Genomic DNA, 6,012 nt, shown 5'->3' on the forward strand with positions numbered 1-6,012 from the left:
GCTGGTGCTGGCTTCGGTGTCTCTGGTTTTGGACATGGGCGTCTGCTCAGGCGCCGGGTGTGCTGCGGGGTCAGCCGGCCAGTCGGTTGAGCTTGCGGATTTGTTTGTCGAAGGCGCGCGAGGGCACGATCCGGCGCAGGAGGCTGACGCGTGCGGCCATCGAGCCGGCGGTGTACCGGAGCTTGGGCTTGGAGTCGGTGGAGGCCGCGACGATCACCTTCGCGACAACGTTCGGGTCGTCGGCGGTGCGCACGGCCGTGGCCAGCACGTCTCGGGCGACCTCCCGCTGCGCGGCGTAGACCGGCAGGGGCGAGTCGGGCGCCAGGCTGCTCGCCTCGAAACTCGTGCTCGTGTAGGCAGGCTCGACCAGCAGCATCCGGACGCCGTGCTCGCGAAGCTCGTGGTCGACGGACTCGGTGTAGCCCTCGACCGCATGCTTGGTGGCGGCGTAGACGGCCATGAAGGGGGCTGGGATCAGACCGAGTACCGAGGCGACGTTGACCACGCGGCCACTGCCCTGGGCGCGCATGTGGGGCAGCACTGCGTTTGTCATACGCATCAGGCCGAAGACGTTGATGTCGAAGACCTCCTTGGCCTGGTTGATCGAGCTCTCCTCGCCGGCGCCGACCGCGCCCACGCCCGCGTTGTTGACCAGGACGTCGATCCGGCCGAACCGCTCGATCACCTCCTCGACCAGGGAGCGGACCGACTCGTCGCTGGCCACGTCGAGATCGAGGAACGTCACCCCGGCGAGCGGCTCGGCGTTCGCCGCGTTGCGGCTCGTGCCGACCACCGCGAAGCCGGCGTCCACGAGGGCGAGCGCTGCCGCCCGCCCGATCCCGGAGGAGGCTCCCGTCACGAGAGCCACTGGGGAAGCTGTCTGCATGGTGGTTCCTTCGGTTGTGGGCATGACTTCGTCGTGCTGTGCGGGGTCGCCTGTGCTCAGGTCGACACGGTCCGCACCGGTCCGGCAAACCGGACCAAGCCGATCCGCCAAGCTCAGGATGGTTGTGTACTGAACTGTCAGAAACATAGGCATTTCTGTACCAAGTTGTCAAGAACTGGTCTACGCCGGCGAGAGAGCGGTCCGGCGCCGGCGCCCCGAGCAGCAGTCGGAGCAGATGTGGTGCCTGGCGGTGGCCACCAACGCATCGTTACCTGGAGCACCGAGTTATTACGGCCTGGCGGTGACCGCGCTGCGGCGTGCCGACCGGCCCAGCAACGATGAGGTGTCGGCGCACATCTGGCCCAGCCACCACGCCAACGTCAACTTTTACGGAACCCGCGCGGTGGACATCGACGGCGAGTTGGCCAAGCTGGACACCGATGGCTACCGGCCGCTGCGACTACCCAGGGCCGACCGCGGCTGATCTGTGCTGTGGCTGCTCGCCTTACGGACATGGCCAGCGAACTGCACGATGTCTACATCGGGCGGCTGCGTTCGTTCCTCAACAACGCACGCACTAGCATCGGACCCGGCTCCTTCGTCGTCCGCGGCCGCGACCTGCGTCCGAGCATCCGTTCGACGAAGTTGCGGGCGCAGACGACCTCGTTCTCCCGCTCGTATTCGAGGAACTCCACTCACGCTGCAGCGGCGGCGATGTCCAGACTTTTCATCCGCGCCCTGTTGGTCATCACCTTGGCGACCAGCCGGCCGGCGATCGGCAGCCGGGCGAGGCGGATCATCATGGATCGAAGTAGCAACTCGGCGCGGTTGCCCGGGGTGAAGAAACCGCGCATGCTCACACCGCTGCCGAGGTGGTGGTCGATGAACGGGCGCAGGTGGTCCTCCCAGTCCTGCAGCGCTCGTGGAACGTCGTGCGGGTGGCGTTCCAGCATGGTGCCGAGCAGGTCCGCTCCGGCCAGGCCGGTGGATGCCCCCATGGCGGAGTAAACGGTCAGGCACCACGCGGCGTCGCCGACGAGCACGACTCGGCCGCGGTGCCAGTGGTCGAGGTGCACCTGCTCGGCGGAGTCGAACAGGTGGTCCGGGGCCTTCTCGAACTGGTCGAGCAGCCAACCGAGCGTGGAGCCGGTGGGCTCGGGGCCGTAGGCGGCGCGCAGCGAGTCGATGGCCGGCCGGGTGAACTCGGCGTCCACGTCGTCGGTGCGGTAGGAGAACAGCACCGACGGCGGACGGTCGGCGAACGAGAACACCCACACCGATCGGCCCGCCTCGGCCATGATCAGCCCGTCCTGTGGGCGGTAGCCGGGTACCGGCTCGGGCAGGCCGTACACGGCGATCATGTAGTTCAGCCGACGGATCGGGCTCTGCTCGGGCTCGAACGCAAGCCGGCGCACCGTCGAGCGCAGTCCGTCGGCCCCGACCACCAGGTCGAACCGTTCGACGGTCGTCGTCTCCGTCGTCAGGTCGCGGATCCCGACGTCCACCCCGTCGAGGTACTGGTCCAGCGCGATCGGCACGGTCGAGTACCGGATCTCGACCTCGTCGGGTAGGGCGGTGAAGGCCGCGTCTTCGACGTCGCCCCGCATCACCATTCGAGACCCGCCGAACACATCGGCGTAGCTCAGACCGCGGCGGCGCCGGCCCGTGCGGTCGACGTCGTAGCTCACGCCTTCCGGAGCGAAGCGATTCGGCACCGCATCGGCGAAGCCCAGCCGTTCGGCGGCGGCGAGCCCGGTCCCGAACAGGGCGATGAAGTATCCGCCGCGGCGCCGCTCGGGGGCCTTCTCCAGCACCACCACGTCCCAGCCCGCGCGATGCAGTCGCAGCGCGGAGGCGATCCCGCTGATCCCGAGGCCGGCCACCAGGGCCCGCTGTCGCGATGTCGTGTTCTTGCCCATGGGATTGCGCTCCGTCATTGTCGTGTCCTTCAGCTGGTTGGGGTGGGTCGGCCGTTCCGGAAGCCGAGGATGTGGAGTCGTCGAGGCGGGGTGTGGCGTTGACCTCGGCGGGACGCTCCTGCCGCTTGCTTGCTGGGCATGGCTGAAGACCGCCTGGAAACTGGTCGGTTTCCAGGCGGGAAGAACAGGTCGGTTCCTCGCCAACGAAGGCGAGGGGATGACGGGCTGAGATCTCAGGGCTTCAAGATCATCCTGTGGCCCCTTGTGGGCCTACCTCGGAGATCCCCTGGAGCCTTCAGGAGCGCGCGGACGTCTGCAGGAACAGTTCGAGCAGTGCCAGCAGCGTCTCGGGAGCGTCCTCGGTCGGGAAGTGGCCGGCGCCCGGGATCTCGACCACAGGTGCGTCGGGGTAGCTGAGCTTGAACGCAGGGATCACGTACTCGGGCAGCAGTGCGGTGTCGCGCATCCCGACCGCCAGCATCGCCGGCAGGCCTCGCAGCGCGGCGACAGCTTCCATAGGCGGTGGGACGGGCGGCGGGCCCTGCGGGCCCTCCAGGACCTGCCGGGGGAACGCGATGACACCGCGGGACTGCGCCGGGGTTGGGAAGGGGCTGGAGTACGCGCGGATCCAGGTCGGCGTGGCGATCTCCGGTCGGGCGACATGTTGCAGGTCGATCATCAGGTGGGCGATGGTGTGACCCGCCTGTCCGAGGATCTGCTCGAACGAACCGTCCGCGAGCGCCGACTGGGCCCACTGGAACCACCGGCTTTCGGCGCCGTTGGCCTTCATCAGATCCTCGATGCCCTCGGCGAGAGGCAGCACGGTGTTCACCGCGAAGATCCGGGAGATCCGGCTGGGATTGCGCAATGCGAACCCGGTGCCGATGGGGCCGCCCCAGTCACGGACCACCAGGGTGATGTCCGTGAGATCGAGCGTGTCGACGAGCAACGATTCGAGATTCAGGATGTGTTCGCTCGCGTCGTACGTGCGATCCTGGGGCGTCTCGCTCTTGCCGAAGCCCATGTGGTCGGGAACGACCACCCGATGGTGACGTGACAGCGGCCCGATCAGATGGCGCCACTCGTAGCCCCACGTGGGCTCACCGTGCAGCATGACGATCGTCTGACCGGGCCGCTCGGGGCCCTCGTCGACATAGTGCTGACGGAAGCCGGCAGCCTCGTTGAAACGGGCGGGATACGGCCACGTGCCGTCGAACGTCTCGTCAGCAGCAATCACGGGATGTCGTGCCTTCCGGTGCGGTGTTGTCCGTACTGACCGCGGTCATGAGGTCCTCCGAAGTTTTGGTTCTGAGCAGCCTTCATCGGCTGGCTCGTTCTTGCGCCGAGCTGCGTGCTACGCCCTGAACGTCATGGGTTCAACCGCCAAGCCGCCTTCGCGGCGTCGCGGTCCTGCACGCCCGGACCAAGCCGGTCCGGCAAGCTCAGGATGGTTATGTACTGAACTGTCGGAAACATAGGTAGTTCTGTACTGAGTTGTCAAGTACGGCAGGTCGGCGTTACCTTCTGGGTATGGCAAGACCACGAAGCTTCGACCGCGACCACGTCCTCCATGCCGCTGAGCGGCAGTTCCGCGTCTCGGGCTACAACGGCACGAGCGTCGACGACATCAGCGCCGCCACCGGCCTGGGTCGCGGCAGCCTCTATGCCGCGTTCGACGGCAAGCACGGCGTGCTGCTGCAGGCGATGACCGGGTACTTCGCCCGGCTGGGGCAGTTTGCGCCCAAGGCGCTCGAGGGACCGGACGAGGGCGCCCTGGAACGACTGCGCACGTACCTGCTCCGCGCCGTCCACGGGGTGCCACTCGCCGACGACGTACCCCCCGCCCCTGACCGGGCGGCGGCGGCCTGCTTCGCCGCCAAGATGGCCCTGGAACTCGGCGCCTCCGACCCCGAGGTGGAACGCTTGGCCAACGACTGCTTCTCCGTGGTCAAAACGGCGGTGGCCGAGTGTGTGCGAGCGGCGCAGCGCAACGGCGACATCGACTCCGACACGGATCCCGACGACCTTGCCTACCTTCTGCTGACCATCATCCGCGGGAGCGATGTCGTAGGCGCATACGGCCACAGTCCCGACCGCCTGACCTCGATCGCGGAGAGCGCGTTCGCATTGCTGCCTCGCCCGCGCCACCGCTGAGAAGGGCACGGCCGGCCTCGTTGCACAGGCATCTGATGCGGTCGGCCCACTTCGACGCCGCGGAGGCAGGGCCCGTGGGTTTCCGCGCCGCCGGGCGGTCGTGTGGGCGGTTGTCGAAGAATTGAGCCCGCATCCAGTCGAGTTGCTCCACCGCATGCGCGGTGTCGCCGGGCTTGAACTGCACGCTCAGTCGCCGAACGCCTCGCCGCCAGCAGACGGTGGTACTTCGGCTGCCGCTCCGCCAACTCGGACCGCGTTTGCAGGAATTCGGGCCAGTGTCCGGGTCGGCATGAGGCGCTCCTGGCGTGCTCGACCTGCTGAAGCGCGCCCCGGACCCAGATGCCGCGGTCAAAGTCACGCGGGAGCAGATCATCGCGGCGCTCCAGCGTGCAGGCAGGCGAAAGATCGACGAGCGAGCGGAGGGGATTCACGCGGCTCTGAACTCCGAGCATCTCCGCGTGCCCATGGCTCTGCAACGCGCGTACGCCGTGACGGTTAAGTCGTCGGTGGCGGTCGTCGCGGAGGTCACCGCTATCGAGAACGAGACGGTCAAACGCCTGCGCAAGCACGCGGACGCGGAGATCTACCTGTCTCAGCCGGGTATGGGCGAGACCTTGAGCGCCAGCGCACTCGGCGAGTTCGGGGACGACCGCACCCGCTGCGCCAGCCCGAAAGCGCGCAAGAACTACGCCGGTACCAGCCCGGTCACCATCGCCTCCGGCCGCAAGACCTGCGCACCTCACCAGGCGCACGGGCCTACTACGACCGCCAACGCGCCCGCGGCGTGCCACACAACGCCACCCTGCGCCACCTCGCCAACCGTCTCGTCGGCATCGTCCACGGCTGCCTCGCCAGCCGCACGACCTACGACGAGGCCACCGCGTGGGCGCACCACGTCGCTGCGGCGTGACCCCTTAATCCCAGGGATGTCTCGGGCTCGCAAACCATGATCCACAACGTAGAAACGGAGAATCAGGATGAGCGGGCAGAATGCAGAAAAGCAGGTAGAGACGAATCTCTACCTGCTTCTCCGGAGTACGCCGCCAGGGACTC

At 67.6% G+C, this 6,012-nt stretch carries 6 protein-coding genes; 3 read left to right on the plus strand and 3 right to left on the minus strand.

What is annotated here, in order from left to right:
* Positions 1 to 70: 70 nt before the first annotated feature.
* A complete protein-coding gene (locus B0F77_RS38225; protein ID WP_086667931.1) occupies positions 71 to 886 on the minus strand; it encodes an oxidoreductase in 816 nt (271 codons plus the stop codon).
* 250 nt (positions 887 to 1,136) lie between these two features.
* Here B0F77_RS38225 and B0F77_RS47400 point away from each other — a divergent pair, with 250 nt between their 5' ends.
* Positions 1,137 to 1,370 (plus strand): hypothetical protein, encoded by a 234-nt coding sequence (locus B0F77_RS47400; protein WP_342746886.1) that lies wholly within the window; start codon positions 1,137 to 1,139, stop codon positions 1,368 to 1,370.
* Between the two features lie 211 nt (positions 1,371 to 1,581).
* Here B0F77_RS47400 and B0F77_RS38235 read toward each other — a convergent pair whose 3' ends face one another.
* Together B0F77_RS38235 and B0F77_RS38240 are read right to left on the minus strand one after the other, a co-directional pair.
* Positions 1,582 to 2,823 carry an FAD-dependent monooxygenase gene (locus B0F77_RS38235; RefSeq protein WP_245849188.1) on the minus strand — a complete coding sequence of 414 codons (1,242 nt, stop codon included), beginning with the start codon at positions 2,821 to 2,823 and terminating at the stop codon, positions 1,582 to 1,584.
* A gap of 277 nt (positions 2,824 to 3,100) precedes the next feature.
* Positions 3,101 to 4,042, minus strand: a complete 942-nt coding sequence (locus tag B0F77_RS38240; RefSeq protein WP_086667933.1) for an alpha/beta fold hydrolase — start codon at positions 4,040 to 4,042, stop codon at positions 3,101 to 3,103.
* 293 nt (positions 4,043 to 4,335) lie between these two features.
* Between B0F77_RS38240 and B0F77_RS38245 the strand changes: the two genes are divergently transcribed.
* Positions 4,336 to 4,959: a TetR/AcrR family transcriptional regulator gene (locus B0F77_RS38245; RefSeq protein ID WP_086667934.1), complete on the plus strand. Its 624-nt coding sequence runs from the start codon at positions 4,336 to 4,338 to the stop codon at positions 4,957 to 4,959.
* A gap of 305 nt (positions 4,960 to 5,264) precedes the next feature.
* The gene (locus B0F77_RS38250) at positions 5,265 to 5,909 is read left to right on the plus strand and encodes a transposase (protein WP_086667935.1); all 645 of its coding nucleotides are present in this window, start codon (positions 5,265 to 5,267) and stop codon (positions 5,907 to 5,909) included.
* Positions 5,910 to 6,012: the final 103 nt, after the last annotated feature.

This window comes from Lentzea kentuckyensis, from assembly GCF_002150765.1.
Classification (GTDB): Bacteria; Actinomycetota; Actinomycetes; order Mycobacteriales; family Pseudonocardiaceae; genus Lentzea; species Lentzea kentuckyensis.